The organism is Pseudomonas sp. T1.Ur (assembly GCF_023516725.1).
GTDB classification, from domain to species: Bacteria; Pseudomonadota; Gammaproteobacteria; order Pseudomonadales; family Pseudomonadaceae; genus Aquipseudomonas; species Aquipseudomonas alvandae.
This window is the reverse complement of record NZ_JAMGSN010000001.1, coordinates 522,249-548,973: the sequence shown is the minus strand read 5'-3', so window position 1 is coordinate 548,973 and position 26,725 is coordinate 522,249. Positions and strand designations below refer to the sequence as shown.

The 26,725-nt window shown below is 60.7% G+C and carries 23 protein-coding genes; 7 read left to right on the top strand and 16 right to left on the bottom strand.

All coding sequences use genetic code 11. The annotated features are described in order from the left end of the window. Positions 1 to 37 precede the first annotated feature (37 nt). The gene (locus tag M8Q45_RS02535) at positions 38 to 286 is read right to left on the bottom strand and encodes an AbrB/MazE/SpoVT family DNA-binding domain-containing protein (RefSeq protein ID WP_249873453.1); all 249 of its coding nucleotides are present in this window, start codon (positions 284 to 286) and stop codon (positions 38 to 40) included. 25 nt (positions 287 to 311) lie between these two features. Continuing rightward, complete coding sequence (locus M8Q45_RS02530) at positions 312 to 497, bottom strand: hypothetical protein (RefSeq protein ID WP_249873452.1); 186 nt, start codon at positions 495 to 497, stop codon at positions 312 to 314. A 358-nt stretch (positions 498 to 855) separates the two neighbouring features. Here M8Q45_RS02530 and M8Q45_RS02525 point away from each other — a divergent pair, with 358 nt between their 5' ends. After that, a complete protein-coding gene (locus tag M8Q45_RS02525) occupies positions 856 to 2,481 on the top strand; it encodes a glucan biosynthesis protein D (RefSeq protein WP_249873451.1) in 1,626 nt (541 codons plus the stop codon). 135 nt (positions 2,482 to 2,616) lie between these two features. Here the strand turns inward: M8Q45_RS02525 and M8Q45_RS02520 are convergent, their stop codons facing one another. The 3 genes from M8Q45_RS02520 to M8Q45_RS02510 all read right to left on the bottom strand — a co-directional run bounded on the left by M8Q45_RS02520 (position 2,617) and on the right by M8Q45_RS02510 (position 7,224). Further along, entirely contained in the window at positions 2,617 to 3,723 is a 1,107-nt protein-coding gene (locus tag M8Q45_RS02520) for an NADH:flavin oxidoreductase/NADH oxidase (RefSeq protein ID WP_249873450.1), read from the bottom strand. A gap of 1,064 nt (positions 3,724 to 4,787) precedes the next feature. Further along, the gene (gene recJ, locus M8Q45_RS02515) at positions 4,788 to 6,497 is read right to left on the bottom strand and encodes a single-stranded-DNA-specific exonuclease RecJ (RefSeq protein WP_249873449.1); all 1,710 of its coding nucleotides are present in this window, start codon (positions 6,495 to 6,497) and stop codon (positions 4,788 to 4,790) included. A gap of 184 nt (positions 6,498 to 6,681) precedes the next feature. Then, the gene (locus M8Q45_RS02510) at positions 6,682 to 7,224 is read right to left on the bottom strand and encodes a YaeQ family protein (RefSeq protein WP_249873448.1); all 543 of its coding nucleotides are present in this window, start codon (positions 7,222 to 7,224) and stop codon (positions 6,682 to 6,684) included. 148 nt (positions 7,225 to 7,372) lie between these two features. Here M8Q45_RS02510 and M8Q45_RS02505 point away from each other — a divergent pair, with 148 nt between their 5' ends. Next, the gene (locus M8Q45_RS02505; protein WP_249873447.1) at positions 7,373 to 8,572 is read left to right on the top strand and encodes a CaiB/BaiF CoA transferase family protein; all 1,200 of its coding nucleotides are present in this window, start codon (positions 7,373 to 7,375) and stop codon (positions 8,570 to 8,572) included. A 327-nt stretch (positions 8,573 to 8,899) separates the two neighbouring features. On the opposite strand, the gene M8Q45_RS02500 is transcribed toward M8Q45_RS02505, so the two are convergent. From M8Q45_RS02500 to ffh, 11 genes are all read right to left on the bottom strand, one after another. Next, positions 8,900 to 9,187: a DUF3509 domain-containing protein gene (locus M8Q45_RS02500; protein ID WP_249873446.1), complete on the bottom strand. Its 288-nt coding sequence runs from the start codon at positions 9,185 to 9,187 to the stop codon at positions 8,900 to 8,902. A 163-nt stretch (positions 9,188 to 9,350) separates the two neighbouring features. Further along, entirely contained in the window at positions 9,351 to 10,721 is a 1,371-nt protein-coding gene (locus M8Q45_RS02495) for a transporter substrate-binding domain-containing protein (protein WP_249873445.1), read from the bottom strand. A gap of 120 nt (positions 10,722 to 10,841) precedes the next feature. After that, entirely contained in the window at positions 10,842 to 12,251 is a 1,410-nt protein-coding gene (gene thrC, locus M8Q45_RS02490; RefSeq protein WP_249873444.1) for a threonine synthase, read from the bottom strand. Positions 12,252 to 12,353: 102 nt separating this feature from the next. Next, the gene (locus tag M8Q45_RS02485) at positions 12,354 to 13,658 is read right to left on the bottom strand and encodes a homoserine dehydrogenase (protein ID WP_030139555.1); all 1,305 of its coding nucleotides are present in this window, start codon (positions 13,656 to 13,658) and stop codon (positions 12,354 to 12,356) included. Positions 13,659 to 13,790: 132 nt separating this feature from the next. Beyond that, positions 13,791 to 14,522, bottom strand: coding sequence for a DsbC family protein (locus tag M8Q45_RS02480; RefSeq protein ID WP_249873443.1), 732 nt, complete (start codon positions 14,520 to 14,522; stop codon positions 13,791 to 13,793). Between the two features lie 271 nt (positions 14,523 to 14,793). Then, the gene (xerD, locus tag M8Q45_RS02475; RefSeq protein WP_249873442.1) at positions 14,794 to 15,690 is read right to left on the bottom strand and encodes a site-specific tyrosine recombinase XerD; all 897 of its coding nucleotides are present in this window, start codon (positions 15,688 to 15,690) and stop codon (positions 14,794 to 14,796) included. A 132-nt stretch (positions 15,691 to 15,822) separates the two neighbouring features. After that, positions 15,823 to 16,173: a 50S ribosomal protein L19 gene (gene rplS, locus M8Q45_RS02470; RefSeq protein WP_030139558.1), complete on the bottom strand. Its 351-nt coding sequence runs from the start codon at positions 16,171 to 16,173 to the stop codon at positions 15,823 to 15,825. Positions 16,174 to 16,218: 45 nt separating this feature from the next. Next, positions 16,219 to 16,992: a tRNA (guanosine(37)-N1)-methyltransferase TrmD gene (gene trmD, locus M8Q45_RS02465; protein ID WP_187293314.1), complete on the bottom strand. Its 774-nt coding sequence runs from the start codon at positions 16,990 to 16,992 to the stop codon at positions 16,219 to 16,221. Next, positions 16,974 to 17,510, bottom strand: coding sequence for a ribosome maturation factor RimM (rimM, locus tag M8Q45_RS02460; protein ID WP_030139560.1), 537 nt, complete (start codon positions 17,508 to 17,510; stop codon positions 16,974 to 16,976). The genes trmD and rimM overlap by 19 nt, the downstream gene beginning before the upstream one ends. Before the next feature lie 5 nt (positions 17,511 to 17,515). Next, positions 17,516 to 17,767, bottom strand: a complete 252-nt coding sequence (gene rpsP, locus M8Q45_RS02455) for a 30S ribosomal protein S16 (protein WP_003198088.1) — start codon at positions 17,765 to 17,767, stop codon at positions 17,516 to 17,518. 251 nt (positions 17,768 to 18,018) lie between these two features. After that, entirely contained in the window at positions 18,019 to 19,395 is a 1,377-nt protein-coding gene (gene ffh / locus M8Q45_RS02450) for a signal recognition particle protein (RefSeq protein WP_249873441.1), read from the bottom strand. A gap of 196 nt (positions 19,396 to 19,591) precedes the next feature. Here ffh and M8Q45_RS02445 point away from each other — a divergent pair, with 196 nt between their 5' ends. The 5 genes from M8Q45_RS02445 (at position 19,592) to M8Q45_RS02425 (ending at position 26,700) form a co-directional block, all read left to right on the top strand. Then, positions 19,592 to 20,404, top strand: coding sequence for a cytochrome C assembly family protein (locus tag M8Q45_RS02445; protein WP_030139562.1), 813 nt, complete (start codon positions 19,592 to 19,594; stop codon positions 20,402 to 20,404). A 12-nt stretch (positions 20,405 to 20,416) separates the two neighbouring features. Further along, a complete protein-coding gene (locus M8Q45_RS02440; protein WP_249873440.1) occupies positions 20,417 to 21,658 on the top strand; it encodes a CNNM domain-containing protein in 1,242 nt (413 codons plus the stop codon). Between the two features lie 485 nt (positions 21,659 to 22,143). Beyond that, positions 22,144 to 23,457 carry an MFS transporter gene (locus M8Q45_RS02435; protein ID WP_249873439.1) on the top strand — a complete coding sequence of 438 codons (1,314 nt, stop codon included), beginning with the start codon at positions 22,144 to 22,146 and terminating at the stop codon, positions 23,455 to 23,457. 225 nt (positions 23,458 to 23,682) lie between these two features. Continuing rightward, a complete protein-coding gene (lon, locus tag M8Q45_RS02430) occupies positions 23,683 to 26,097 on the top strand; it encodes an endopeptidase La (RefSeq protein WP_030139565.1) in 2,415 nt (804 codons plus the stop codon). A gap of 210 nt (positions 26,098 to 26,307) precedes the next feature. Then, entirely contained in the window at positions 26,308 to 26,700 is a 393-nt protein-coding gene (locus M8Q45_RS02425; RefSeq protein WP_249873438.1) for a protease inhibitor I42 family protein, read from the top strand. The last annotated feature ends 25 nt before the right edge of the window (positions 26,701 to 26,725 follow it).

The following is a 26,725-nucleotide window of genomic DNA, read 5'->3' as shown; positions in this document are numbered from 1 at the left end:
GGTCGTGTTTTTTTATGGCCATGGCGACACACTCACTTCATTTATATCTGGCAGGCAATCGCGCCATCAACTCACCCGTACGCTGCTTCATCTTCGCCCTGCCATGGGTGACTTCGAAGCAATCCTGGGCCCAATCCCTTGCCACAGGGTGCCTCACGGCACGTAGCACCACTTCGCCAAGCGCATTGATGCTGAATTCGACAGCACACCCCGGGACCAATTGCAGGGCCTCGCGAATAGCCTTGGGAATGGTCACCCGTCCGTTGCTTGCTACCGTTGACGACATAGCGTTCTCCTTTGAAATAGCGTGTTCAAAACTGCGAAACACGCCGCATCGCGTCTACGAGGTAACGCATGGCGATCCGGTCGTTTTCCGATAATTCTCGATAGCGCTCGACCAATCTCAATTCTTCCAGGCTAAGCCGGCGCGACCGACGCTTGGTGCCCAGGCCGGGAAAAACGCCCAGCATTTCGGTGATGCCCTGTAATTTCGTCATGACTTGTCCTTCGTTGCGTCGTGTTGGCCTGATAGCGCCTGGTGAACGGTTATGTCGGCTATCTCGCTAAAGAATAAGGAGGATTCCAAGCGTGAAAAGCGTTTTTTAGAGTAATTAGTCAAAAAACACCGAAACGCCGTAAAAAAAAGAAAACTCTGTAAGAAAGTTTGACCGAACCCCGCATTGCCATCTCTCGATTCCATCATTTGCCCTATGATTTTGCGCCTCGGTGAACCGATCCAGCTCTCAGGTATCTGTTCTAACGTCCGTCGCGTTTGGCCAAAGGCATGTCCGAACCCTAATACCAATCCCTGTTCCCAGGATCGGCGCGGGATTGTTTCGATAGAAGGTTGTATTTATGCACCGCAGGAATCTGCTCAAGGCCTCCATGGCCTTTGCCGCCTACACCGGGCTCTCAGCTTCCGGGCTCATGGCTGCACGCGCCTGGGCGGCCGATCAGGCAGCCGATGGCGAAGCCCGGCCGTTCGATTTCGATGCGCTGAAAGACCAGGCCCGGCAGTTGGCCAGGAGCCCCTACACCGACACCAAGCAAGTCCTGCCACCCACCCTGGCGCAGATGTCGCCCCTGCAATTCAACGCCATCAAGTACGACGCCAACCATTCGCTGTGGAACGCGGTGGACGGCCAGCTGGATGTCCAGTTCTTCCACGTCGGCATGGGTTTCAAGCAGCCGGTGCGCATGTACAGCGTCGATGCGAAGACGCGCATGGCCCGCGAGGTGCATTTCCGTCCGGAGCTGTTCAATTACGAGAAGACCACGGTCAACACCTCGCAACTGACCGGTGACCTGGGTTTCGCCGGGTTCCGGGTGTTCAAGGCACCGGAGCTGGACCGCCACGATATCGTTTCCTTCCTAGGCGCCAGTTATTTCCGCGCCGTCGACGCCAGCGGCCAGTACGGCTTGTCAGCCCGTGGCCTGGCCATCGACACCTACGCCAAGAAGCGCGAGGAGTTTCCGGATTTCACCAAGTTCTGGTTCGAAACCCCGGACAAGAACAGCACCCGTTTCGTGGTCTATGCCTTGCTCGACTCGCCTAGCGCCACCGGTGCCTATCGTTTTGACATCGACTGCCAACCGACGCGGGTCGTCATGGAAATCGACGCGCATATCAACGCCCGTACCCCCATCGAGCAACTGGGCATCGCGCCAATGACCAGCATGTTCAGTTGCGGCACCGTCGAACGACGCATGTGCGACACCATTCACCCGCAAATTCACGATTCCGACCGGCTGGCCATGTGGCGCGGCAACGGTGAGTGGGTCTGCCGCCCGCTGAACAATCCCGCCACCCTGCAATTCAACGCCTTCGCCGACAAGAACCCGAAAGGCTTCGGCCTGGTGCAGACCGACCATGACTTCGACAGTTACCAGGACACCGTGGACTGGTACAGCAAACGTCCAAGCCTGTGGGTAGAACCTACGACCGCCTGGGGCGAGGGCTCGGTCGATCTGCTGGAGATTCCCACCACCGGCGAAACCCTCGACAACATCGTCGCGTTCTGGACACCGAAAAAACCCGTCGCCGCCGGTGATTCGCTGAACTACGGCTACAAGCTCTACTGGAGCGCCTTGCCTCCGGTCAGCACGGACCTGGCGCACGTCGATGCGACCCGATCCGGCATGGGCGGCTTCATCGAAGGCTGGGCACCCGGCGAGCATTACCCGACCGTCTGGGCGCGGCGTTTTGCCGTGGACTTCAGCGGCGGCGGCCTCGACCAGTTGCCGCCGGGCACCGGCATCGAACCGGTGGTGACTTGCTCCCACGGCGAAGTGAAGGATTTCAACGTACTGGTGCTGGACTCGATCAAGGGTTATCGCATTACCTTCGACTGGTACCCGACCGACGATCGCGTGGACCCGGTGGAGATGCGGCTGTTCATTCGCTCCAAGGACCGGACCTTGAGCGAAACCTGGTTGTACCAGTACTTTCCGCCGGCGCCGGATAAGCGCAAGTATCCCTGATAGTAATCGAGTGTCTGGACTGGCCCAATCGTCGGATCGCCGCCCGACGATGAGGTCGGTCCAGCCACCGAATCATCCAGCCCGATAAACAAAAGCCCCGGCCAATCGACCGGGGCTTTTTGTTTTATCAGGCCCTCAATCCCGCAAGTCCGACTCATGGATCGGCTGGTCCCGATGCGTCGCCCGCTGGTACTGCGCCGGCCAGGTGGCCTTGCGTCCGCCCAGGTCATCATCGGCATGCAGCGCCCAATACGGATCGCGCAACAGCTCCCGAGCCAGGAAGATGATGTCGGCCTGGCAGGTGCGCAAAATGTGCTCGGCCTGGGCCGGCTCGGTAATCATGCCCACGGTGCCGGTGGCGATTTCCGACTCCTTGCGCACCCGCTCGGCGAAGCGCGTCTGATAGCCCGGGCCGGTGGGAATTTCCGCATTCGCGGCGGTACCGCCCGACGACACGTCAATCAAGTCCACCCCCAGCATCCTGAAGCGTCGCGCCAACTCCACGGTTTCATCCGGGTTCCAGCCGTCTTCGACCCAGTCGGTGGCGGAGACACGCACGAATACCGGGAGCTCTTCAGGCCAGACAGCCCTGACCGCTTCGGTCACTTGCAACACCAGCCGGATGCGATTTTCGAACGACCCGCCATATTGATCGCGGCGCTGATTGCTCAACGGCGAAAGGAATTGATGCAGCAGATAGCCATGGGCCGCATGGACCTCGACGACCTTGAAGCCGGCGGTCAAGGCGCGCTTGGCCGCGTCCACGAACGCTTGGATGACGTCGGCGATCTGCTCCTCGTCCAGCTGGACCGGTTGGGTGTGCTGCGGATCGAAGGCGATCGGCGACGGGCCGACCGGCACCCAGCCACCGTCCTCCAGCTTGACGCTGCCATGCTTGCCCAGCCACGGCCGCCAGGTGCTGGCCTTGCGACCGGCGTGGGCGAGTTGAATGCCGGGCACGGCCCCTTGTGCGGTGATGAACCGGGTGATGCGCTGTAGGGGCTCGATCTGTTCGTCGTTCCACAAGCCCAGGTCCTGGGCAGTAATGCGACCATCGGCGGTGACGGCGGTGGCTTCAGTGAAGACCAGCCCGGCGCCCCCCACGGCGCGGCTGCCGAGGTGCACCAGATGCCAATCGTTGGCCAAGCCATCGGCGCTCGAATACTGGCACATCGGCGACACGGCGATGCGATTGGGCAGGGTCAGTTGACGAAGGGTATAGGGTTCCAGCAGCAGACTCATGGGGCACCTCTCGAATCAGTGGGCAGGCTCCAGGGTTCTGTTTGAAAAGTCGACGAGTGACAAAAGGTGCAACACCCGCCCCCGCGGGCAAAGAAACAGACAAGACGTCACAAGGGCTATCAAGCAGTGCTTAGAGACTAGTAGGAGCTGGCGAAGCCTGCGATCTTTTATTCTTTCGCCCGAGATTCAACGGACCAAGGAAAGATCGCAGCCTCGCTTCGCTCGACAGCTCCTACAGACCCCGCTGGACCCTGTAGGAGCTGGCGAAGCCTGCGATCTTCTTTCGCCCCAGATTCAACGGGCTATGGAAAGATCGCAGCCTCGCTTCGCTCGGCAGCTCCTACAGACCCCGCCGGACCCTGTAGGAGCTGGCGAAGCCTGCGATCTTTTATTCTTTCGACCGAGATTCAACGGGCTATGGAAAGATCGCAGCCTCGCTTCGCTCGGCAGCTCCTACAGACCCCGCCGGACCCTGTAGGAGCTGGCGAAGCCTGCGATCTTTTATTCTTTCGCCCCAGATTCAACGGGCTATGGAAAGATCGCAGCCTCGCTTCGCTCGGCAGCTCCTACAGACCCCGCCGGACCCTGTAGGAGCTGGCGAAGCCTGCGATCTTTTATTCTTTCGCCCGAGATTCAACGGGCTATGGAAAGATCGCAGCCTCGCTTCGCTCGGCAGCTCCTACAGACCCCGCCGGACCCTGTAGGAGCTGGCGAAGCCTGCGATCTTTTATTCTTTCGCCCCAGATTCAACGGGCTATGGAAAGATCGCAGCCTCGCTTCGCTCGGCAGCTCCTACAGACCCCGCCGGACCCTGTAGGAGCTGGCGAAGCCTGCGATCTTTTATTCTTTCGCCCGAGATTCAACGGGCCATGGAAAGATCGCAGCCTCGCTTCGCTCGGCAGCTCCTACAGACCCCGCTGGACCCTGTAGGAGCTGGCGAAGCCTACGATCTTTTATTCTTTCGCCCCAGATTCAACGGGCTATGGAAAGATCGCAGCCTCGCTTCGCTCGGCAGCTCCAGGACCAGCCAGCTTGCCTGCCAAAGAGGCAGATAAGCTTATCGGCTACCGCGGTTCGATATGGGCAATCATCAACTGCACCGTTTCCTGGCCGCGGAACTCGTTGAGGTCGAGCTTGTAGGCGAGTTCGACCCAGCGCACCGTAGGGTTTGGCCAGATCTCGCGGTCGATGCCGAAGGCAATGCCATCGAGCTTCACCGAGCCGCACTCGCTCTTGAGGATGACCTTCAGGTGCCGCTCGCCCACCACGCGCTGCTCGACCAACTGGAACACGCCATGGAACATCGGCTCGGGGAAATGCTGGCCCCAAGGGCCGGCGTGACGCAGCGCCCGGGCCAGTTCCAGGTGGAACTCTTCCACCGCCAGGGTGCCGTCCGACAAGAGTCGGCCAGTCAGGTCTTCTTCGCGCAATTGCCTGCGCACTTCCGCATCAAACGCCTCGGCAAACAACGGAAAGTTCGCCTCCGGCAACGTCAGCCCCGCCGCCATGGCATGACCGCCGTATTTGCTGATCAGCGTCGGATGCTGCGCGGCGACGACGCTCAGCGCATCGCGAATATGAAAACCCGGCACCGAGCGGCCGGAGCCTTTGAGCAATCCGTCCCCGGCATCGGCAAAGGCAATGGTCGGACGGAAATACCGCTCTTTCATCCGCGAGGCGAGGATGCCGATGACCCCTTGGTGCCACTGCGGATCGAACAGGCACAAACCGAACGGCATCGACTCCACCGGCAAATCCTTGAGCTGGGCCAGCGCTTCGCGCTGCATGCCCTGTTCGATGGATTTGCGGTCCTGGTTCATGCCGTCCAGTTGCGCCGCCATTTCCCGCGCCAGCGTCGGGTCATCGGTGAGCAGGCATTCGATGCCCAGGCTCATGTCGTCCAGGCGCCCCGCCGCATTCAGTCGCGGGCCGAGAATGAAACCGAGGTCGGTGGACGTGATACGCGACGGGTCGCGCTTGGCCACTTCGAGGATCGCCTTGATCCCGGGACGGGCGCGGCCGGCGCGAATACGCTCCAGGCCCTGGTGCACCAGGATCCGGTTATTGGCGTCCAAAGGAACCACGTCGGCGACGCTGCCCAGCGCCACCAGGTCCAGCAGTTCGCCGATGTTCGGTTGGGGCTTGGTGGCATACCAGCCCAGGCTGCGCAAGCGTGCCCGCAGGGCCATCAGCACGTAAAAAATCACGCCGACGCCCGCCAGTGCCTTGCTGGGAAAATCACAACCCGGTTGGTTCGGGTTGACGATGGCATCAGCCGCCGGCAATTCGAGACCGGGCAAGTGGTGGTCGGTGACCAGCACTTTGAGACCCGCCGCTTTCGCCGCCGCCACGCCTTCGACGCTGGAGATGCCGTTGTCCACGGTGATCAGCAGTTGCGGCTCGCGCTCCAGGGCGACCTCAACGATTTCCGGGGTCAGCCCGTAGCCATATTCGAAGCGGTTGGGCACCAGGTAATCGACATGGGCCGCACCGAGCAGGCGCAGGCCCAATACCCCTACCGTGCTGGCAGTTGCACCGTCCGCATCGAAATCGCCGACGATCAGGATGCGCTGACGTTGCTCCAGCGCCGTCACCAGCAGGTCCACGGCGGCGTCGATCCCCTTGAGCTGCTGGTAAGGGATCAGGCGTGCCAGGCTTTTATCCAGCTCAACCGCCGATTGCACGCCTCGGGCGGCGTACAGGCGGGTCAACAGCGGCGGCAGGTCACCGAGGAATGGCAGGGTGTCGGGTAACTGGCGGGGTTCTATGCGCATGGGGGAACGATTTTTCTCTATATTTTGGGGCATCTGGACGGTGGCGAGGGCGCTTGCCTGCGATGGGCTCTGTAGGAGCTGCCGAAGGCGCGGGCCGCGTTCGGACGATCTTTTGATCTTTCCCTCCAGACTCAAGCGTCAGGGAAAGATCGCAGCCTCGCTTCGCTCGGCAGCGCCTACAGGCTCAACCACGCTCGCCGAGCAACCACTGTAGCTGCACTTCGTGCTGGCCACGGTCGTCGGTCACGAAAATCGTCCCTTCGCTGATCATCACGTCCCACTTGATGACCCGAGGCATGTCCTGGGCCAGGGTCTCGAGGACTTCCTGGGGCACGGCGGCGATGTTCACGTTCTTCAACGTCTTCACGGCGGGAATCACCTTGCCTTCCCAGACACGCAGGCTGCCATAGGCCAGCAGGCTGGTGCGCTCGGTGCGGCGCGAGCACCAGGTCAGGCGCTCGGCGTCCGGCTGGCCGACTTCGATCCAATGCAGCACACGATCGTCCAGGCTTTTTTCCCACAAGGCGGGCTCATCGACGTCTGACAGACCACGACCGAACGACAGCAGCTCGTTGTACCAGAACGCGTAGGCCAGCAGGCGCACGGTCATGCGCTCCTCGGTTTCCGAAGGATGGCGGGCGATGGTTTGCTTCACGTTCTCGTACACGTTGCGGTCGAGGTCGGTGAGGTTCAGTTCAAACTTGTAGGTCGTGGACGGCTGGGCCATGAACGGGCTTCTTGATACGGGGAAAGGCGGCAAGTCTAACCGATGACAAGGGCAATCCACGAATTGCCGACCATCAACCTGCGGCGACTGACCTTGGCCTATGATAAAACGCTGTTCTCGTTCCGCCTTTGTCCTACAAGGATTCGTTATGTCGCTTACTGCCAAACCCCTTGCCGGCGTCAAGGTCATCGAACTCGGCACCCTGATCGCCGGCCCTTTCGCCTCGCGCATCTGCGGTGAATTCGGCGCCGAGGTGATCAAGGTCGAATCGCCCGACGGCGGCGATCCGCTGCGTAAATGGCGCAAGCTTTATGAAGGCACGTCCTTGTGGTGGTTTGTCCAGGCGCGCAACAAAAAGTCCCTGACGTTGAATCTCAAGCATCCCGAAGGCCTGGCGATCCTCAAACAGCTGATCGGTGAAGCAGACATCCTGATCGAGAACTTTCGCCCCGGCGTGCTGGAAAAGCTCGGCCTGGGCTGGGACGTGTTGCATGCACTGAACCCGAAACTGGTGATGGTCCGGCTTTCAGGTTTCGGCCAGACCGGACCAATGAAGGACCAACCCGGTTTTGGCGCCGTTGGCGAATCCATGGGCGGCCTGCGCTACATCACCGGTTTCGAGGATCGCCCACCCGTGCGTACAGGAATTTCCATCGGCGACTCCATTGCCGCGCTCTGGGGCGTGATCGGTGCGCTGATGGCCTTGCGTCATCGCGAGGTGAATGGCGGAACCGGACAAGTGGTGGACGTGGCGCTGTATGAAGCGATATTCGCCATGATGGAAAGCATGGTGCCGGAATTCGATGTGTTCGGTTTCATTCGCGAACGCACCGGCAACATCATGCCCGGCATCACCCCATCGTCCATCCATACCAGCGCCGACGGCAAGCACGTGCAGATCGGCGCCAACGGTGACGCCATCTTCAAGCGTTTCATGCAAATCATTGGCCGTGACGACCTGGCCAACGACCCGCAACTGGCCAGCAATGATGGACGCGACAGTCGCCGCGACGAGCTTTATGGCGTGATCGATCGTTGGGTCAACTCACTGCCGCTGGAGGCTGTCATCGAACAGTTGAACCAGGCTGGAGTCCCGGCCAGTCGGATCTTCAGTGCCGAAGACATGTTCAGCGACCCGCAATTTCTCGCCCGCGAAATGTTCCTGCAGGCCAAGCTGCCGGACGGCAAGGCGTTCAAGATGCCTGGGATCATCCCGAAGCTCTCGGAAACACCTGGCACGTCCGAATGGGTCGGGCCGGCGTTGGGCGAGCACAATGCGCTGGTGCTCGGTGAGCTTGGCTACGATGCACAGCAAATCGCCAGACTGCGGGCCGATGGCGCTATTTGAAATCCGCAGCGAAAAATTAATCGGAGTTTAACTGTGGGAGCGAGCCTGCTCGCGAAGGCAAGGTTTCAGTCAATACATCATTGACCGGCCCTTCGCATTCGCGAGCAGGCTCGCTCCCACAAAGGTTCGACGCCGCTCAGAGAGAGAACAAGCCGGACCATAAATCCGAGGCAAAAAGAAACCCCGAGAAGTGGGGAGACAACTCGGGGTTAAACGTGACCATTCAGGTCCGTACAACAAGCGACAAGCACCGGAGCACAATGCTTGCTCTTGTTGGTAAAAGGTCTGACTCACCAGGATGTAGGAAGGTTCCCTAGGAAATGTCGCTCAATTCGGGACGGTCATGACCTTGTCGCGCGCCAGGTTACGCAATGCCGCGATCACACAAGGCTCCAAGCGACCTTCGGCAATCATCACGTCACGATGCAGGCCATCGACCACGTCAGTCAGTTGGCGCTTGTCGGCCAACTGGGCCTGATTGAACGCTCGCTCGACGATGATGGCGCCCGAGCGGTTCTTCAGCGTCACCAGGCACTCGCCCTTGGTACCGGAGGGAGTGAGCGTGACCTGGTACGGGCTCAAGGCTTCATTCAGCAACAGGCTGATACTTTCCATTCGATCACCCTTCATTAGTCCGAAAAAACAACTGCACAGTAAGTGACCGTTGGGCCTGGCGGAAAGTTCGCCAGCGCAACGAAGCGCCACACCCGAGGCCTGTTCAAACGAGCATGCGCGTCCAATGTGACAGGCAGACAACAGCCATTGCCCGTTGTCGGACTTACGCCAGAAACCGGTTCGAATGCCGCCACCGCCGCCCGACGTCGATCCATCCCCCCAGGAGTCCCCGCAATTGCCCATCGGCGCCATAAAACGGCACCGACCAGTGGTAGATGTCCCGTAATCCGCAGTTGAACATCAGTTGACGGTCAACAAATCGCGGCTTGCGGGTTTGCAATTGCTCCATCAGTTCATCATGCAGCAGCTCGGCAGTCGCCAATGGAAAGGCCGAATAGTCTGTCAAACGCGTCCCTCGCAGTTTTTCGAAGCGGGTCGAAAACTGTTCCTCGTAACTTCTGTTGCACATGATCAGCCGTCCCTCGAGGTCACGAATGAAGATCGGATCGGGAATGGCGTCCATCAGGGCTCGCTGGAGGGTCAACTGGTCGTTGAGCACCGCCTCGGCCTTGAGACGCTGATCGATCTGCGCCTGCAGGCGACGGCTCCACAGCAGGGACAACAGGCCGAACACCCCCGCCCCGACCACACACCAATAGCTCCACTGGGAAACACGTGTCCAGAGCGACGGTACCTGGCGCGGGGCAATGCCTGCCAGCCACTTGGCGCGCAGCGCGCGCATTTCTTCGATCGGGAATGCTTCCAGCGCCTTGTTCAATATGCCCAGCAAAGGTCGCAGATCCTGGCGCACAGCCAGATAATCGGGTTCCCATCGACCTTCGAGGTTGCTACCCACCTGCAGCTGCCCCGCAGGATAAAGGTGCGCGACGGTTTCATTCTCGATGGTGGCATGGGCTTCCCGGCTCTCCACCAGCGCCCTCGCCTCACCGTAGGTCATGACCGTGCGCAGTTCGATCGCCGGATGGTCGCGCTTGATCTGCGCTTCCAACGCGTGGCGTGCCGGCAATGCCAGGACCTTGCCGTTGAGCTGCTCCAGCGAACGAAGCAGCGGCGCGCCGTTGCGCCCGACGAAGACCCAGCCGGCGCCTCCGAAGGCATGGCTGAAACTCAGGAATTCCCGGCGCTCGTCGTTCATCGCCAGGGTGGTCGTCATGTCGGCCTCGCCGTTTTGCAACATCGCGATCAATTGATCGGGAGAGAACGATTCCCGATGGACAAACTCAAGCCCGGTCATGTGCGCGATACGCCGCAGAATATCCTCGTTCAGCCCATTCCATCGCCCGCGCTCATCTTGGAACAGGTACAGCGGGAACTGCATCGAGGCGACGACGACACGCGGATTTTCCCTGATCCACCGCAACTCCTCGGCATCAAGCGCCAGCCGCCCGCCCGGCTCGAACGGTGGTTGACCGGAGGTCGCCAGTTGGGCCGCGCCGCCCCACTGGGTCCAGTACATCAGGACCAGGCCCATCATCCAGCCCAGCACTGGTTTGCATCGGATAAAGAACAACATCTGCACTTCCTTCGAAATTACCCGCCCATCCCTCCAAGGGCGAAAACCCGACCAGTTTGGCATGTAGAAACAAAAAAGCCCGTCAGGAGACGGGCTTCAAAATGTGACAGGTTAGCGCCGTCAGAGAGGCTTGCCGCGATTGCCATGCTGGCTGACAAAGGCCTGCACGGCTTTCAAGTCGTTCGGCAACACCGTGCAACGCTCGTTTCGCTCAAACAAATCAGAAAGATGTGCTGGTAGTTCGAGCGCTTTTCCTACGCCCGCTTTCTCCACGGCTTCGGGAAACTTGACCGGGTGTGCGGTGCCCAGGATGACCATGGGGATGTCCAGGCTGCGACGGCACTCGCGCGCGGCCCTCACGCCAATGGCGGTGTGTGGGTCGAGCAACTCACCGCTTTGCCCGAACACCTCGGCGATGGTCTCGCAGGTCTGCGCGTCATCCACGGCCAGGGAATCGAACAGCTTGCGGGCTTCGGTCCAACGCTCGGCCTCGACGCTGAAACCGCCGCCCTGCCGGAAGCTGTCCATCAGGCTGGCGATCGCCGCGCCGTTGCGGCCGTGCAGATCGAACAACAGGCGTTCGAAGTTCGACGACACCATGATGTCCATCGACGGCGACAGCGTGGCGTGCAGGGTTTCCTTCACGTACTGGTTGCCGCTCATGAAGCGGTGCAGGATGTCGTTGCGGTTGGTGGCGACGATCAGTTGGTTGATCGGCAGGCCCATGTTGCGCGCCAGGTAGCCGGCGAAGATATCGCCGAAATTGCCGGTCGGCACCGAGAACGATACCGAACGGGCCGGGCCGCCCAATTGCAGGGCCGCGTGGAAGTAATAGACGATCTGGGCCATGATCCGCGCCCAGTTGATCGAGTTCACCGCCACCAGCCGAGTGCCCTTGAGGAAACCCTGGTCGGCGAAGCTCGCCTTGACCATTTCCTGGCAGTCATCGAAGTTGCCTTCGATGGCAATGTTGTGGATGTTTTCGCCGAAGATGGTCGTCATCTGCCGGCGCTGTACTTCCGAGACGCGGTTGTGCGGGTGCAGGATGAAAATGTCGACGTTCTCGCAATGCTTGCAGCCTTCGATGGCAGCCGAACCGGTATCGCCGGACGTTGCGCCGACGATCACCACGCGCTCGCCACGCTTTTGCAGCACATAGTCCAGCAGGCGACCGAGCAGTTGCAAGGCGAAATCCTTGAACGCCAGGGTCGGACCGTGGAACAACTCCATGACCCATTCGTTACCGTTGAGCTGACGCAACGGAGCGATGGCATTGTGGGAAAAGACCCCATAGGTCTCTTCGAGGATCTTCTTGAAATCGGCGTCCGGAATGCTGCCGGCAACAAACGGGCGCATCACGCGGAAGGCCAGCTCGTGATACGGCAGGCCGGCCCAGGAGGCGATTTCTTCCTGGGTGAAACGCGGCAGGTTCTCCGGCACATAGAGACCGCCATCGGTGGCCAGGCCGGCCAGCAGGACATCTTCGAAATTCAGGGCCGGTGCCTGGCCGCGAGTACTGATATAGCGCATAGGGGCAAACCTTCGGTTTGAGCGGCGAGCTGCAAGCTGCAAGCCACAAGTAAAAGCGGGTCTGCTTTAACTTGTAGCTCTCAGCTTGCAGCTTGCAGCTGCTTAGTTCAAATGTTCGACGCGGATACGGACCACTGGGCCAACGACGCCCTGCAGCGCTTCCAACGCGGCGATCGCGTCGTTGATGCGCTGCTCGACCACGCGATGGGTCAGCAGGATCATCGGCACCAAGCCGTCGTGCTCCTCGACTTCCTTCTGCATGATCGATTCGATGTTGATGCCACGCTCCGAAAGGATGCTCGCCACCTGGGCCAACACGCCCGGATGGTCCTTCGCCTGGATGCGCAAGTAGTAGGCACTTTCGCAGGCGTCGATCGGAAGAATCGGATGAGCCGACAACGAATCCGGCTGGAAGGCCAGGTGCGGCACGCGGTTTTCCGGGTCCGAGGTCATGGCGCGAACCACATCCACCAGGTCGGCGATTACCGAGGATGCAGTCGGCTCCATGCCGGCGCCAGCCCCGTAGAACAGCGTCGAGCCGGAGGCATCGCCATTGACCATCACCGCATTCATCACGCCGTTGACGTTGGCGATCAGGCGATCCGCCGGGATCAGCGTCGGGTGCACACGCAATTCGATGCCGCTGGCCGTGCTGCGCGCCACGCCCAGGTGCTTGATGCGGTAGCCCAGGGCTTCGGCGTAGTTCACGTCGGCGGTGGTCAGCTTGGTGATGCCTTCGGTGTAGGCCTTGTCGAATTGCAGCGGGATGCCAAAGGCGATGGAAGCCAGGATCGTCAGCTTGTGTGCCGCGTCGATGCCTTCCACGTCGAAGGTCGGATCGGCCTCGGCGTACCCCAGGGCCTGGGCCTCGGTGAGCACGTCCTCGAAGGTGCGCCCTTTTTCGCGCATTTCGGTGAGGATGAAGTTACCAGTGCCGTTGATGATCCCCGCAACCCAGTTGATGCGGTTGGCCGAGAGGCCTTCACGAATCGCCTTGATCACCGGAATACCCCCGGCCACGGCGGCTTCGAACGCAACGATCACGCCTTTCTCGCGCGCCTTGGCGAAAATTTCATTACCGTGAACGGCGATGAGCGCCTTGTTCGCGGTGACCACATGCTTGCCATTCTCGATGGCCTTGAGTACCAGCTCTCGGGCAACGGTATAGCCGCCCATCAGCTCTATCACGATGTCGATCTCAGGGTTCGTGGCCACTTCGAAGACATCGTTGGTAATCGCAATACCGGTCGTCTGGAACTGAGGCTTTGGCGTGCGCATGGCAATTTGTGCCACTTCGATTCCACGCCCGGCACGACGAGCAATTTCCTCGGCGTTGCGCTGAAGTACGTTGAAGGTGCCGCCACCGACGGTACCTAACCCACAGATGCCTACTTTGACCGGATTCACTCTTGACTCCCCATGAAACGGCCGACGCAAGGTCGGCCGTGAAATACAGCCGCGCAGCAACGCGACTTTGTGTTTAACGGCCCGACGAAGGTTTTCGCCGAGCCGTGATCTTCAAAAGCCGATCGACCCTGGTCATTTTGCGCTCAGGGCCAGTTTGGCGACTTGCGGCGCCGGCTGATAGCCCGGAATCACCTGGCCGTCCGCCAAAACGATGGCCGGCGTGCCATTCACGCCGATGGACTGACCAAGGGCGAACTGCTTGGAAACCGGATTCTCGCACTTGGCGGCCTTGATTTCCTTGCCGTCGACCATCTTGTCCATGGCCGCCTTCTTGTCCTTGGAGCACCAGACCGCCTGCAGCTGCTCGTCACCCGGCGAACCCAGGCCCTGGCGCGGGAACGCCACGTAGCGCACTTCGATACCGCGCTTGTTCAGCTCCGGCACTTCAGCGTGCAACTTGTGGCAATACGGGCAGGTGGTGTCGGTGAATACGGTGATGTGCGACTTGGTCTCGCCAATAGCCGGATAGACCACGGTCTCGGCAACCGGGATGCCGTTGATCAGTTTGGAGATGCCCTGGCGCTCGGTGATCTCGGTGAGATTGACCGGCTTGCCATCCTTGAGCGCGAACAGGTTGCCCTGGACGATGTACTGGCCGTCGGCACTGGCGTACAGCACGCGACTGCCCTTGAGCTTGACTTCATAGAGGCCGGACATCGGGCTGGCGGTAATGGCTTCGATCGGCACTTCGAGCTCAAGGTTGGCCAGGCTCTTGCGGATAGCCTGGTCGGCCGCGTCATCGGCGATGGCAAAGGTACTGGCCAGCGCGAGGGCGGCGGCGGTGAACATCTGGATCAAACGCATGGGGACTCCTGAGGCGAACAAATGGGACGAGGAAACGCCGACCCGCAGATTCGGGTTCCAGCCGCCCACTGTGCAAACCGGGAAAGCCTACCACATAAGGGTGGCGTGGCCGAATGCCGGTGATGCAAGACGCTTTGAGGATTGATGCAGGCTGACACACCGCCATCGCGAGCAAGCTCGCTCCCACATTTGATCTTCGGTGCGACATAGATCTCCTGTGGGAGCGAGCTTGCTCGCGATGGCGGCAGCACTGACAACATCGCGGCAGATTTCAGCCGCGCGGATGGTGTTTGGCATGCAGCTCCTGCAACCGCGCCCGGGCCACATGGGTGTAGATCTGGGTGGTGGACAGGTCGCTATGCCCCAGCAGCATCTGCACCACCCGCAGGTCGGCGCCGTGATTGAGCAAGTGCGTGGCGAAGGCATGCCGCAAGGTGTGCGGGGAAAGCGATTTACTGATCCCCGCCACCTTGGCCTGGTGCTTGATACGGTGCCAGAAGGTCTGGCGGGTCATCTGCTCGCCGCGCAGGCTGGGAAACAGCACATCGCTGGGGCGCCCGCCCAGCAGATCATGACGGGCATCACGCATATAACGCTCGACCCAGATGATCGCTTCCTCGCCCATCGGCACCAGGCGCTCCTTGCTGCCCTTGCCCATTACCCGCAGCACGCCCTGGCGCAGGTTCACCTGTTCCAGCGTCAGGCTGATCAACTCGGTAACACGCAAGCCACAGGCATACAGGACCTCCAGCATGGCTCGATCACGCTGGCCGATGGGGTCGCTGAGGTCGGGAGCCGCCAGCAATGCTTCCACATCTGCCTCCGACAAGGATTTGGGCAGCGGACGCCCCAGTTGCGGCATCTCCACACGCAAGGTCGGATCCACCGGGATCAACTTTTCCCTCAGCAAATAGCGATAAAACCCACGCAAACCGGAGAGAAATCGGGCAGTGGAGCGCGGTTTGTAGTTCTGCTCCAGGCGCCACGCCAGATGATCGAGGATCAGTTCCCGGCCGGCGTTTACCAACGCCAGGTTCTTTTCCTGCAACCAACCGTTGAACAGGGCCAGGTCGCTGCGATAGGCGCCGCGGGTGTTATCGGACAGCCCCTTCTCCAGCCACAGGGCGTCGAGAAACTGGTCTATCAGCGGATGATCGATAGCGGGCATAAAAACTCTTGAAAGATACGGGCACACACGGCGTCGAAAAGGGACATGAAGCTATGCAGGGTGCTCAAAGCGCAAATCGCAGGCAACAAAAAAGCAGCCCGCAGGCTGCTTTTTTTGCATCGGAAGCTGGACTTAAGCCAGTTTTTCCTTGATGCGAGCTGCTTTACCCGACAGGTCACGCAGGTAGTACAGTTTGGCTTTACGTACGTCACCGCGACGCTTCACAGCCATGCTGTCGATTTGCGGGCTGTAGGTCTGGAAAGTACGCTCTACGCCAACACCGTTGGAGATCTTACGAACGGTGAATGCACTGTTTACGCCGCGGTTACGCTTGGCGATAACAACGCCTTCGAACGCTTGCAGACGTGCACGGTCGCCTTCCTTCACTTTCACCTGAACGACAATGGTGTCGCCCGGGGCAAAGGTAGGGATCTCTTTGGTCATCTGCTCTGCTTCGAGTGCAAGGATGATTTTGTTAGTCATGCTGTGCTCCTAAGGCAAGTCATCGGACTTACCATCGATACGTTGTTAACTATCGTCCCGCTCGCGGATGTATTCCTCGAGCAGCTTCTTCTCTTCTCCAGAAAGCGAGCGGCTTTCCAGAAGATCGGCGCGTCGTTCATAGGTCCGACCAAGGGACTGCTGTAAACGCCAACGCCGGATATGCGCGTGGTTGCCACTCAGCAACACGTCGGGAACACGCTGATCCGCATACACCTCCGGTCGGGTGTAGTGCGGGCAATCCAGCAGACCATCCGTAAAGGAATCTTCCTCGGCGGAATCCGCATGCCCTAAAGCTCCAGGCAGCAGTCGTGTAACCGCATCGATCAGGACCATCGCCGGCAGCTCGCCGCCAGACAGTACATAGTCGCCAATCGACCACTCTTCATCGACATGAGCTTCAATGAAACGCTCGTCAATGCCTTCATAACGGCCGGCAATCAGGATCAATGCATCCGAATTCGCCAGCTCGCGTACCGCCGACTGAGTCAGCTGGCGGCCTTGGGGCGACAGGTAGATTACCTTCGCCGCCTCCCCGGCTGCTGCCTTGGCCTGAACCAGTGCATCTTCCAGGGGCTTGATCTTCATCACCATGCCCGGACCACCGCCAAACGGGCGATCGTCCACAGTGTGATGCCGATCCGTGGTGTAGTCTCGCGGATTCCAACAGGTGAGCTGCAACAGCTCCTGTTTCACCGCGCGGCTGGTTATGCCGTATTCGCTGATGGCGGAAAACATCTCGGGAAACAGCGTGATGACTTCAACGCGCAAATTAGCCACGTTTAGAAATCCGCATCCCATTCCACCTTCATCTCGCCTGCTTCAAGGTCGACGGCCAACACGCATTGCTCGGTATAGGGCAACAGGCGTTCGCGATCATCCAGGCTGCCGACGCAAGGCTTGACCACCATGACATCGTTCGAACCGGTCTCGAGCAGGTGATCGATCTTCCCGAGCAATTGCCCGAGGTGGTCGATGACCTTCAGACCCACCAGCTGGTACCAGTAGTACTCGCCGTCGGTCAGTTCAGGGAACAGGTTGCGCGGCACGCAGATCTCATAACCGGCCAGAAGACGTGCTTCTTCACGATCATCGAGATCCTTGAGCTTTGCGACCAGGAACTTGTCGTTCCCGCGTCCGCTGACCAGCTCCACCTGTTTCACGCTACCTTCGCGCTTGAGCGTCCAGGTTTTGTAGTCCAACAGGTTCTTGATCGGATCAGTAAAGGAATACACCTTCACTTCGCCGCGAACGCCATGTACAGAGTAGATCTTGCCGACAACGATCAAATCACCGGCATCTTTTGGCGTCGCGTTCATATTGCTCAGGCCGCGGCCTTAGCCGATTCCTTCAACAACTGAGCAACGCGCTCAGAAGGTTGTGCACCAACGCTCAGCCAGTAGGCTACGCGCTCTTGGTTCACGGACAGACGAACTTCCTGACCACGGGCAACAGGGTTGAAGAAACCAACCTGCTCCTTGTGGGAACCGTCACGCGGATTGCGGCTGTCGGTTACGGTCAGGTGGTAAAACGGGCGCTTTTTGGAGCCGCCAAGGGCAAGACGGATTGTTAGCATGTGAACATCGTTCCTGTAGTCGGTGCTGCAAATCTAAATGCACAGCGGGCATAGGTGCCCGAAAGGCCGCATATTCTAAGGAATATCCGGACTTTTGCAAATGACTTTTTCCGGCGCCTGGTGCCGTGCAATCAAGATCTGCCATGAAGCCGTCATTAAAAACGGCAGGTCAGCTCCCGCCTGGCGCGGGTTTGCTGGAGATCCCCGCGTCCGTGCGGGGCAACGCCGACATGACAGCCGGCGCAGATTCTTTACATTTTCGGCATGCCGCCGCCGGGCAACATACCGCCCATGCCGCGCATCATCTTGGCCATCCCGCCCTTGGCGGAGAACTTCTTCATCATCTTCTGCATCTGCTTGTGTTGCTTGATCAAGCGACCGATGTCCTGCACCTGGGTGCCGGAACCCATGGCGATGCGACGCTTGCGCGAACCGCTGATCAGCTCAGGGTCGCGGCGCTCGGCCGGGGTCATGGAGTTGATGATGGCTTCCATCTGCTTGAACTGTTTTTCCGCCGCGCCCTGGGCATTGCCCATCTGCGCCAGGTTTACGCCACCGATGTTCGGCAGTTTGTCCATGAGGCCGCCGAGGCCGCCCATGTTCTTCATTTGTTGCAACTGGTCGCGGAAGTCCTCGAGGTCGAAGCCCTTGCCCTTCTTCAGCTTCTTGGCCAGTTTGTCGGCCTTGTCCTTGTCGAGGGTCGCTTCCGCCTGTTCGATCAGGCTGAGCACGTCGCCCATGCCGAGGATGCGCGAAGCGATACGCTCAGGATGGAACGGCTCGAGCGCTTCGCTCTTCTCGCCCATGCCGATGAACTTGATCGGCTTGCCGGTGATGGCGCGTACCGACAACGCGGCACCGCCACGGGCGTCGCCGTCGACCTTGGTCAGGATCACGCCGGTCAGCGGCAGTGCATCACCGAAGGCCTTGGCGGTGTTGGCCGCGTCCTGGCCGGTCATGGCATCGACGACAAACAGGGTTTCCACCGGATTGATCGCGGCATGCAGCGCCTTGATCTCGCCCATCATCTCTTCATCGATGTGCAGGCGACCGGCGGTATCGACGATGACCACGTCGATGAACTTCAGTTTTGCTTCTTTAATAGCCGCCTGGGCGATGTCCACCGGCTTCTGGCTCAGGTCGGACGGGAAGAACGTCACGCCGATGTCGTTGGCCAGGGTTTCCAGCTGCTTGATCGCCGCCGGACGGTAGATGTCCGCGGACACCACCATCACCGACTTCTTCTTGCGCTCGTTAAGGAAGCGCGCCAGTTTGCCGGCCGTGGTGGTCTTGCCCGCGCCTTGCAGACCGGCCATCAGCACCACCGCTGGCGGTACGGCGCTCAGGTTCAGGTCTTCGTTGGCCGCGCCCATCAGGCTTTCGAGCTCGGCCTGGACGATCTTCACGAAGGCCTGGCCCGGTGTCAGGCTGCGCGACACTTCGGTGCCGACGGCGCGTTCCTTCACCGAATTGACGAAGTCCTTGACCACCGGCAGGGCGACGTCGGCTTCGAGCAACGCCATGCGCACTTCGCGCAAGGTGTCTTTGATGTTGTCCTCGGTCAGTTTCGCCTTGCCGGTGACATGGCGCAGCGTCTGCGAGAGACGGTCGGTTAGGTTTTCAAACATGCGCGATCCTTTCAGGCCCAGATGAGACCGGGATAATGGCGGCCCAGACCGTGAAATATGTGCTCGGCGAGCCTGCGGCGTGGGCAGGTCGCGGATTATAGCGAAGAAGCGTGCGGCGTACACCTTGCTGTGGTCTTTCGTGTGGAGGGGGTTCTATGCCAAACTCAGCGCCTTTCGGGCTTGCCTAACAGGACTTATGCTCCCCTTGTCACCCAGTTTGCTTGCTTCCCTCGCCGCCGCCTGCCTGTACGCCGCTGCGACCCTCTATCAAGGCACCCGCCTGGCCTCCGGCGCCAAGGCGAACAAACGCCTGCTGGTCACGCTTGGCGTGCTGGCGGTGCTCGGCCACGCAGCCAGCCTTTTTACTCACTTGATGACGCCGATCGGCCTGGGCCTGGACTTTTTCAACGCCGCCAGCCTGATTGCCGTCGCGGTGATTGCCCTGACGCTGCTGGCTTGCTCGCGCATACCCGTGGAAAACCTGCTGGTGCTGTTGTTCCCGCTGGGGCTGGCCACGGTGCTGCTGGCGCAGTTCGCGCCGTCGGGCACGGTGCAGATCATCGACGAAGAGCCGGGCATCCTCGCCCATATCCTGCTGTCGATCCTCGCCTACGGCCTGTTTACCATCGCGGTATTCCAGGCGCTGCTCCTGCTGGTGCAGGACCATCAACTCAAGCACAAGCACCCGTCCGGGCTGATCCGCAATTTCCCTCCGCTGCAAACCATGGAAAGCCTGCTGTTCGGTTTCCTCTGGGCCGGCTGGACCCTGCTGTCGCTGTCGCTGATCTCCGGTTGGCTGTTCGTCGAGAACCTGTTCGCCCAACACCTTGTGCACAAGACCTTGCTGGCGTGCCTGGCCTGGGTGGTGTTCAGCGTGCTGCTGTGGGGCCGCAACCGTCTCGGCTGGCGTGGCCACAAGGCGATTCGCTGGACACTGGCGGGGTTCTGCCTGCTGATGCTGGCGTACTTCGGCAGCAAGTTGGTCCGCGAATATATCCTGCATATCTGACGGACGAGTCTGATGGAGAGCCTGCCCGTAGGGCCCATGTTTGCGGTAATGGTCGTGCTGATCCTCTGGTCGGCCCTGTTCACGGCCATCGAAGCTGCCCAGCAACACTTGCTGGCCCAGCGCCGGGCCTCGCGCGCCAGTGACAAACCGCTGGCACGCCTGAGCTTCCCCTTGGCCAGCCTGATCCTGTGCAATACCTTCTGCCGTACCCTGGCCGTGGTCATCGCCACGTTGCTGGCACTCTTCACCTGGCTGGAAAACGGCCCCTGGCTGGCCTGGCTCGGCACCAGTGCGGCCCTGCTGGTGTTCGCCGATTACCTGCCTCGCACCTTGGCGAGCCGTTTTCCCGATGCCGTGCTGGGCTTGGGCAACACCTTGCTCGGCGTACCGTTGAAAATGCTCTACCCCGCCGCCTGGCTGCTCAATGGCCTCAGCCAATTGTTGCTACGCCCCTTTGCCCGCAAGGCCCGCGCAGTCCAGCAAAGCGACGATGAACCACCCGCAACACCCCGCGCCGAACAGGAACAGGAGCAGGGCAACGGTCGGATACACCCGATTTCCGGCATCCATGCGCTGGACAACATCACGGTCAACGACATCCTCGTGCCCCGCAGCGAGGTGGACGGGATCAACCTGGACGACCCCATCGGCGAGATCATCGAGCAGTTGCGCCTGAACCGGCGCACCCGGCTGCCGGTGTTCCACAGCGACATCAACCAGGTCGAAGCAGTGCTCAACACCCGGCAGATCCGTCATATGCTGGCGGATGCGAGCCTGACCCAGGAGGCGCTGCTCGCCGCCTGCCACGAGCCGTACTTCGTACCTGAAAGCACACCGCTGCAATTGCAGTTGCTCAACTTCCACAAACAGCAGCGGCGCCTGGGCATGGTGGTGGACGAATATGGCGAGGTGCTGGGCATCGTGACCCTGGAGGACATCCTCGAAGAAATCGTCGGCGAGTTCGAAAGCGAGCACAGTCTCGACAACCCGCATGTCCATCCCCAACCCGATGGGCGCTTGATGATCGATGGCGCGGCATCGATCCGCGAACTGAACAAGACCCTCGGCTGGCACCTGCCCTGCGACGGCCCCAAGACCCTCAACGGCTTGGTGACCGAAGCGTTGGAGACCATCCCGGAAAGCCCGGTCTGCCTGAAGATCGGCCGCTATCGGCTGGAAATCATCGAAACCGTCGACAACCGCGTCAGCCAGGTGCTGGTGTGGCATAACAGCACCGTGCCTACTGTTTCCTGAATCCCTGTTTCGACCGGACAACCCTTGTGGCGAGGGAGCTTGCTCCCGCTGGGCTGCGTGTAGGAGCTGCCGAAGGCTGCGATCTTTTGATCTGGATCTGGATCTGGATCTTTCGCTTGCGATTCAATTGTCTGGGACAAGATCGCAGCCTCGTTGCACTCGACAGCTCCTACACAGCTCCTACAGCGCAGCCCAGCGGGAGCAAGCTCCCTCGCCACAAAAAAGCTCAGCGCACGCTTCAATATTGTGTGCGAGCGCTCTTGTTGATTCGTTAGCCTCCTTCTTATACTCAATTCGCTTATCCAGCCCCGCCCAAGCCCCGAGCCTACCCTGCGCACGGAAGGTTGCGGGTCGTTCACCGCAATATCCGCTTCATCCCTGCGACTGTTCCTACCCGGAACAGCGACAGCGCCCACCCCACATCCCTGGGTGTTCGACCATAATAATTCGCTCCAACGGAGCACATGACTGTCAGGGATAACCGCATGACAACCACCACCTGCAACGACGCCGTGCCTGTCCAGCCGACCAATTCGGCCAGCCGCGTGGCGACCGCGAGCTTCATCGGCACCGCCATCGAGTTCTACGACTTCTACGTCTATGCCACCGCCGCCGCCCTGGTGATCGGGCCGGTATTCTTTCCGCAGACCTCGGGCACGGCACAAATGCTGTCGTCCTTCCTGACCTTCGGCATCGCCTTCCTTGCCCGTCCGCTGGGCTCGGCGCTGTTCGGCCATTTCGGCGACCGCATCGGGCGCAAGTCGACCCTCGTGGCATCGCTGCTGCTGATGGGCATCTGCACGACCCTCATCGGTGTGCTGCCCGGCTACGCCAGCATCGGCGCCTGGGCCCCCATCCTCCTGTGCCTGCTGCGTTTCGGCCAAGGGCTGGGGCTTGGCGGCGAATGGGGCGGCGCGGCCTTGCTGGCCACCGAGAACGCGCCCAAAGGCAAGCGCGCCTGGTTCGGCATGTTCCCCCAACTGGGCCCGTCCATCGGCTTCCTGGCGGCGAACGGGCTGTTCCTGACCCTGGCCATGACCCTGGATGACGAGCAGTTCCGGTCCTGGGGCTGGCGGATTCCGTTCCTGCTCAGCGCCGTACTGGTGATTGTCGGCCTCTACGTACGCCTCAAGCTCCATGAGACGCCGGTGTTCGCCAGCGCCATGGCCCGCCAGGAACGGGTGAAAATCCCTTTGGTCGAGCTCTTCAGCCAGTACTGGGCGCCCACATTGCTCGGCGCGGCCGCGATGGTGGTGTGTTACGCCCTGTTCTACATCTCCACGGTGTTTTCCCTGAGCTATGGCGTTGCGAGCCTGGGCTACAGTCGCGAAACGTTCCTTGGCCTGCTGTGCTTTGCGGTGTTGTTCATGGCCGCCGCGACACCGCTGTCGGCCTGGGCCAGCGACCGATTTGGCCGCAAGCCAGTGTTGATCGGCGGCGGCCTGCTGGCGGTGGCCTCGGGCTTCCTCATGGAGCCGTTGCTGACCCAGGGCTCCACTGGCGGCGTGGCGCTGTTCCTTTGCATCGAGCTGTTCCTGATGGGCGTGACCTTCGCCCCGATGGGCGCTTTGCTGCCGGAGCTGTTTCCTACGCACGTGCGCTACACCGGTGCTTCAGCGGCCTACAACCTGGGCGGCATCGTCGGCGCCTCCGCCGCACCGTTCTTCGCCCAGAAGCTGGTGGCGATGGGTGGCCTGAGCTACGTCGGCGGGTACGTTTCCGGAGCCGCCGTGCTCAGCGTGATCGCAGTGATGTGCCTGAAGGAAACGCGTCATAACGACTTGAACCGGGTCGCCTGACCCGCCTCTGTAGGAGCTGCCGCAGGCTGCGATCTTTTGATCTTTTGATCCTTTGATCTTTCGCTTGAAACTCAAGCATCAGGAGAAAGATCGCAGCCTCGCTTCGCTCGGCAGCGCCTACGGGCCAACGCCCTCCAATGAAATAGCCGTTAACAATCGCCGCCCATTGAAACCACCCCCCACCTGCCCCATCTAAGACCCCATACCCCATTGCGCAGGTGCCCCATGAGCGACCAGCACTCTACTGAAGCCACGAACGAATACGCTGAATCCGAGCACATCGAACACACTTCCTCCGGCACCGGCCTGGCCCTGCCTGGCCAGAGCCTGCCGGACAAGGTCTACATCATTCCAATCCACAATCGCCCGTTCTTCCCGGCCCAGGTGCTGCCGGTCATCGTCAACGAAGAACCGTGGGCCGAAACCCTGGAACTGGTGGCCAAGTCCGAACATCACTCCCTGGCGCTGTTCTTCATGGACAGTCCCCAGGAAGACCCGCGTCATTTCGACACCTCGAAGCTGCCGCTGTACGGCACGCTGGTGAAGGTCCACCACGCCAGCCGTGAAGCCGGCAAGTTGCAGTTCGTCGCCCAGGGCCTGACCCGCGTGCGCATTCGCACCTGGCTCAAGCATCATCGCCCGCCGTACCTCGTGGAAGTCGAGTACCCGCACCAGCCAAGCGAGCCGACCGATGAGGTCAAGGCCTACGGCATGGCGCTGATCAACGCGATCAAGGAGCTGCTGCCGCTCAACCCACTGTACAGCGAAGAGCTGAAGAACTACCTCAACCGCTTCAGCCCCAACGATCCATCGCCGCTGACGGACTTCGCCGCCGCGCTCACCTCCGCCACCGGCAGCGAGCTGCAGGAAGTGCTCGATTGCGTGCCGATGCTCAAGCGCATGGAAAAAGTGCTGCCGATGCTGCGCAAGGAAGTCGAGGTCGCGCGGCTGCAAAAAGAGATTTCCGCCGAGGTAAACAGCAAGATCGGCGAACATCAGCGCCAGTTCTTCCTCAAGGAACAGCTCAAGGTCATCCAGCAGGAGCTGGGGCTGACCAAGGACGACCGCAGCGCCGATCTCGAACAGTTCGAGCAGCGCCTGGAAGGCAAGGTCCTGCCGGCCCAAGCGCAGAAGCGCATCGAAGAGGAAATGAACAAGCTCTCGATCCTGGAGACCGGTTCACCGGAATACGCCGTCACGCGCAATTACCTGGATTGGGCGACGTCGGTGCCGTGGGGCGTGTACGGTCAGGACAAGCTCGACCTCAAGCACGCCCGCAAGGTGCTCGACCAGCATCACGCCGGCCTGGACGACATCAAGGACCGCATCCTCGAATTCCTCGCCGTGGGCGCCTATAAAGGCGAAATCAGCGGTTCCATCGTCCTGCTGGTGGGCCCACCGGGCGTGGGCAAGACCAGCGTAGGCAAATCGATCGCCGAATCCCTCGGGCGACCGTTCTACCGTTTCAGCGTCGGCGGCATGCGCGACGAAGCCGAGATCAAGGGCCACCGGCGCACCTACATCGGCGCCCAGCCGGGCAAGTTGGTGCAGGCGCTCAAGGATGTCGAAGTGATGAACCCGGTGATCATGCTCGACGAAATCGACAAGATGGGCCAGAGCTACCAAGGCGACCCGGCGTCCGCGCTGCTGGAAACCCTCGATCCCGAGCAGAATGTCGAATTCCTCGACCATTACCTGGACATGCGCCTGGACCTCTCGAAAGTGCTTTTCGTGTGCACCGCCAACACCCTGGACTCGATCCCCGGCCCACTGCTGGACCGCATGGAAGTGATTCGCCTGTCGGGCTACATCACCGAAGAAAAAGTAGCCATCGCCAAGCGCCATCTGTGGCCCAAGCAACTGGCCAAGGCCGGCGTGTCCAAGGGCAGCCTGAGCATCAACGACAGCGCCCTGAAGGCCCTTATCGACGGCTACGCCCGTGAAGCCGGGGTGCGCCAGTTGGAAAAGCAACTGGGCAAACTGGTGCGCAAAGCCGTGATGAAACTGATCGATGATCCGAAAGCGGTGATCAAGCTCGGACCGAAGGACCTTGAGGCCTCCCTGGGCAAACCGGTGTTCCGCAACGAGCAGGTGCTGTCCGGCGTCGGGGTGATCACCGGCCTGGCCTGGACCAGCATGGGTGGTGCCACGTTGCCGATCGAAGCGACGCGCATCCACACGCTCAACCGCGGCTTCAAGCTGACCGGGCAACTGGGCGAGGTGATGAAGGAATCGGCGGAAATTGCCCACAGTTATGTCAGCTCGCACCTGAAGCAGTTCGGCGGTGACCCGAAGTTTTTCGACGAGGCCTTTGTCCACCTCCACGTGCCGGAAGGCGCCACGCCGAAGGACGGGCCGAGTGCCGGCGTAACCATGGCCAGCGCCCTGCTGTCCCTGGCGCGCAACCAGCCTCCGAAGAAAGGCGTGGCCATGACTGGCGAACTGACCTTGACCGGACACGTGCTGCCGATTGGCGGCGTACGCGAGAAAGTCATCGCGGCGCGACGACAGAAGATCAACGAACTGATCCTGCCGGACGCCAACCGAGGTAACTTCGAGGAACTGCCGGATTATCTGAAGGAAGGCGTCACGGTGCATTTCGCCAAGCGGTTTGCGGATGTGGCGAAGGTGTTGTTCTGATCATCATCGGGTGGCTGTAAGGCGCCATTCGCGAGCAGGCTCGCTCCCACAGGAGATAGGTGTGGCTCACTGAACTTATGATCCACACCAAACCCTTGTCGGAGCGAGCCTGCTCGCGAAGGCGTCATCAGCACCAGCCCCTCTCCAACCTGACACACCCAGTAGCATCTTCGGTTATGCTCGCCGCTCGTCGTGAATGCCGGAGTCTTTATGTCCCTTACCCGCCTGCTCGTCCCGGTCAGCCTCGCCCTGCTGAGCGCCTGCGCCACACAGCCTAAACAAAACGTGACGCTCGAAAAGCAAAGTCAGTGCCCTGTACGACTAAACAGCGGGCAGAACCTGATCCTGAGCCTGCCGAGCAACCCCACCACAGGCTATCGCTGGAGCATCCAGGACTCGGCCGGCGGCGTTCTGAAAGGCCTCGGCCCGGAGGTCTATCGCAACCCAGAAGACGCTGGCGTAGTCGGCGCCGCCGGCGTATCGACCTGGCGTTTCCAGGCGTTCGCGGGTGGCAGCGGGCGCTTGCGCCTGACTTATCAACAGCCGTGGGCACCGGAAGTGCCGCCCGTGGAAACCTTTGATTGCGCCATTTCGGTGAATTGAGCAGCGTTGGCTGATAGGCAAACGG